3 protein-coding genes are annotated in these 4340 nt (G+C 24.6%); all 3 read right to left on the reverse strand.

Annotated elements, in window-relative coordinates:
* Window positions 1-236: 236 nt before the first annotated feature.
* Entirely contained in the window at window positions 237-791 is a 555-nt protein-coding gene (gene pth / locus AlmWB_RS00290) for an aminoacyl-tRNA hydrolase (RefSeq protein WP_050337000.1), read from the reverse strand.
* Between the two features lie 228 nt (window positions 792-1019).
* Entirely contained in the window at window positions 1020-3818 is a 2799-nt protein-coding gene (locus AlmWB_RS00295; RefSeq protein WP_050337001.1) for a cation-translocating P-type ATPase, read from the reverse strand.
* Window positions 3819-3987: 169 nt separating this feature from the next.
* Window positions 3988-4340 (reverse strand): serine aminopeptidase domain-containing protein (locus AlmWB_RS00300; RefSeq protein ID WP_192833058.1); only part of this gene is annotated, 353 nt, incomplete at its 5' end.

Genomic DNA, 4340 nt, shown 5'->3' on the forward strand with positions numbered 1-4340 from the left:
TGAAAAAATATAAAAATAATAAAATATCATCTTCAGTTTTCAAAGAAATAGTTTTTTTCGAAATTTATTTAAATTGACTTGAATCCAAATGAATTTTCAAAAATTATCAAAAATACAAAAAATTAATAACATTCAATTATAGCATTTTCAAAAAATAATTTCAATCTTTTTTATAAATTTTTTTTAATTTTTTAAATTAAACAATAAAACTACTAAAAAATACTATTTATATAGTGCTATTTTTTTAAATTATCAAATGATATACCTTTAATGAAATTCATTAGTATTTTAACACAAAAAGGAAAATTAGTTAAAATATTTCTCTTAGTAAGTTCTTCTAAAGGAGTTAAAACATATTTTTCTAATGAAATACTCAAATTATAACCTACCCCTATTTTTAATCTTTTAATATCTTTTGTATTTAATACGCTTATAATGTTTTTTAAACCATTATGACCACCGTGTCCACTGTTTTGTTTTAACTTAAAAGAACCCGCTTTCAAATAGATATCATCCACAATGACTAAAATCTTTGATATTCTAATCTCATATTGATTCATTAATTTTTTTATAGCAAAACCAGATAAATTCATATAAGTTTGAGGTTTCACTAATAACACTTTGGTGTTATCTATTTCTAACGTATAAACAAAACTATTAAATTCTTTATTGGAACTCAATATTTGATCATGAAATGATTGTAAAAAATAATCAATCATCATAAAACCAACATTGTGTGGTGTGTTTTCGAATATAAAACCTGGATTACCTAAACCTATAATCATTTTCATGATTTATCGATGCCTCTTTATATTGGATTTTTTTGACAAAATAATAAGGGTAAAATATCATTAAGATTTTATAAACTTAATTTTTTCATTCAAAAAAAACTAATAAAAAATAATATTTGTAAAAAAATATATTATCTTTTTAAAGTTTCCTTGTTGCAAAAAACACAAAAACATTATCACAAATATGTTTTTTTGTTTTTTATAAATTTATTGCTTCATATAAGTGAACTAAATTTTTGTATTTATTATTGTATTAGTTTTTTTATTGCTCATAAATTTATATATAGTATCAAAAAATAACATTATAAAAACACATGAACATAAACATAAATAATGATACCATTGAATTGGCATAGTACCGAAAAATTTATTTAATCCAGTGAAAGAACGAGAAATTAAAATAAATAAAATTAATTCCACTAAAATACCTATATATAAAAGTGTATTTTTTTTCTTCGCTGTTTGCCAAAAATATAGTTTATGCGAACGACAAGCAAAAACATTACCAATTTGCGAAAAAATAACAGCTCCAAAAGCCATAGTTGAAGCTCTTTGAAATTCTTCCATAGTAGATATTGTTACTAAATTTGTTTCATGTAAATTTAAAATTTTGTATCCGCCAAACATTAAGAAAAATAATAAAGATAAAAAACCTTCAATAATTCCTAAAAAACCATAACTTCTTTTTAACAAAGGCTTATCTAATAGATGTTCTTTTTTATTTATAGGAACTAATAAATTTTTATCTGGTTCCTCAGCTCCCAGAGCTATAGCAGGTATTAAATCTGTAATTAAATCTATAGCTAAAATTTGCATAATGGTTAAATAAAGAGGGACATTAAAAAAAATCATAAAAATGACAGGGAAAATTTGAGGCATATTCGAAATTAAAACATAACTCATAAATTTTTTGATATTAGTATAAATACCTCTAGCTTCTAACACTGCTTTAGGAATAGTTTTAAAATCATCATTTAATAAAATCATATCAGCTACATTGCGCGCAACATCTTTTCCTGATTTACCCATAACAATACCAATATGAGCCGATTTTAAAGCTAAAATATCATTTACACCATCTCCAATAACTCCAACGATTTCGCCATTAGCACGATAAGCTTCTATAATTTTTAATTTATGTTTTGGAGTAGTGCGAGAAAACACAATAGGTTTAGAATTTCTTAAAATCTTTTGTAATTTCAAAGCAGACATATCACCAACTTCAATACCATTAATATTTAAATATTCATCATTTTTAATAATGCCTACTTGTTTACCAATCGCTACAGCAGTTGCACCATAATCACCTGTAATCATAGTAATTTTCAAACCAGCTTTATATAAATCTTGAACCGCATCATACACATCTATTTTAGGTGGATCATAATGAACAGCAAAACCTAAAAAAATCATATCATTCTCTTGTAAATCATTGTTTTCTATAGGTTTATAAGCCACAGCTAAAATACGAAACCCTTGGCTTGATAACTCTTCATTTTGATTTATAAAAAAATTTTTATCTCTTTCAGAAAAATTATTTACTTTTTGGTCCTTGTATTGAAAACGACAATCTTGTAATAATACACTAGGAGCTCCTTTGACAAAAATATATTTTTGGTGTAAATCGTAATTTTTGTGTTTTAAATTTTCAACTAAAACTGACATTTTTTTAGTTTCTGAAGAAAAAGGATTAATTTTTAAAATATTAAAATGTTTACGAATTGCAGCAAAATTTAAACCATATTTAAAAGCAGCTATTAATAAAGATCCTTCTAAAGGGTTACCTACAACTTGAAAATTTTCAGAATTGTTAGGATCATCAATTAAATTTGTTTCAGAACATAAAATGGTAGCAATTAAAAATCTTTGAATCATTGGATCAAAAGATTTATTATTCAACATTTGAAATTGACCGATTTTTTCCAAACCATTACCATTAATATTCACGATTCCATCTGGTAATAAGATTTTACGACAAGTTAATTGATTTTTTGTTAAAGTACCTGTTTTATCAGTACAAATAACTGTGGCTGAATTTAAAGTTTCTACCGATAATAACTTTTTAATCAAAGCTTTTTGTTTAGCCATTCTTTGTGAACCAATAGATAAACTTAAATTCATCGTAGGCAATAAACCTTCCGGAATATTAGCGACTAAAATCCCTAACGAGGCCATAATCGAAATTTGTAAAACTTTAAATCCAGATAGTCCGCTTTTTCCATATTTCCACAAAGAAATAATAAAAACTAAAAATCCTAATGCAGAAGCAATTATTGTAATTTTTTTAATGACTCTTTGGATTTCTTTTTCTAAAGTGTTGGCGCCTTTATCTACTGTTTTAACTAAATTAGAAACTTCTCCTATTTGCGTATCATTTCCAATGGCATAAATAACTGCCTTAGCACTACCTTGAGCAACTGTTGTTCCTGCGTAAACTACATTCGGTATTTCAGAAAGGACTTGATTTTGAGCAATATTAGGTAATGCATTTCTATTTAATGGTATAGTTTCGCCTGATAACATAGAATTATCAACAAAAAAATTATTAGCTTCTATTAATCGTGCATCTGCAGGAATAGTAGTTCCTATATCTAAAACAACCAAATCCCCAATAGTTAAATCAACAACATCAATAACTTCTGCTAAATTATTACGATAAACTTGAATTTTTTTAGGAATCATATTATGTAAAGATGATAAAATTTTGTCAGCTTTCAACTCTTGATAAAAAGAAAAGATACCATTAACAATCACCACACACATAATAGCTGTTCCTACGACATTTTCTGTGATTATAAAAGCTAAACAACTTGATACCCATAATAAAATAGCAAAAATAGAAAAAAAATGTTTTAATATTTGTTTCTTAATATCAAAATTTTTTGCTTGATGAATAATATTTGACCCTTTAGATAATTGTCTTTTTTGAACTTCCTCCAAGGTTAAACCTCTAAAACTGGTTTGAAAATGTTGAAAAACTTCTTCCTTAGTCCATTGACTAATTTTTAAAATCTCTTTCTTATCCATAATTATTATGCCTTTTTAACCTAAAATAAAAATTACAAAACTCTAATAAGAAGAACAATAATAAAATAAAGTAATATTTGAAGTAATGTATTTAATTCAAATTATCAATAATAAAAATCATTGTTTAAATTATCTGCGATTTAAACTAAAAATTTTTTTTCATTAAAATTTACTTTTGTTGTTCTAACCATTGATAAATATCTTGTAAAACCCTTTCTTTTTCTATATCATGAAATAAATTGTGATAAGTTTCTTGATATAATTTTAAATTTTTAACTGAAGAAAAAACATGATCTCTTAAAAAAATCCCATGTTGATACGAAACAATTTGATCTTTAACACTATATAAACATAATACGGGTGTACGATAAAATTGAAATTTTTTTTGTAAAAAAAGAAGACTTAAAAATAATAAATTCCTTAAAAAACGTGGCGTTACATAATCTAAACGATAAGGATGATAATTTTGTGTTAAAGAAATATGAGAAATTTTAGAACTTTGAAAATTTAATTTTCTTTTTT

It is taken from the genome of Candidatus Phytoplasma phoenicium (assembly GCF_001189415.1).
Classification (GTDB): domain Bacteria; phylum Bacillota_I; class Bacilli_A; order Acholeplasmatales; family Acholeplasmataceae; genus Phytoplasma; species Phytoplasma phoenicium.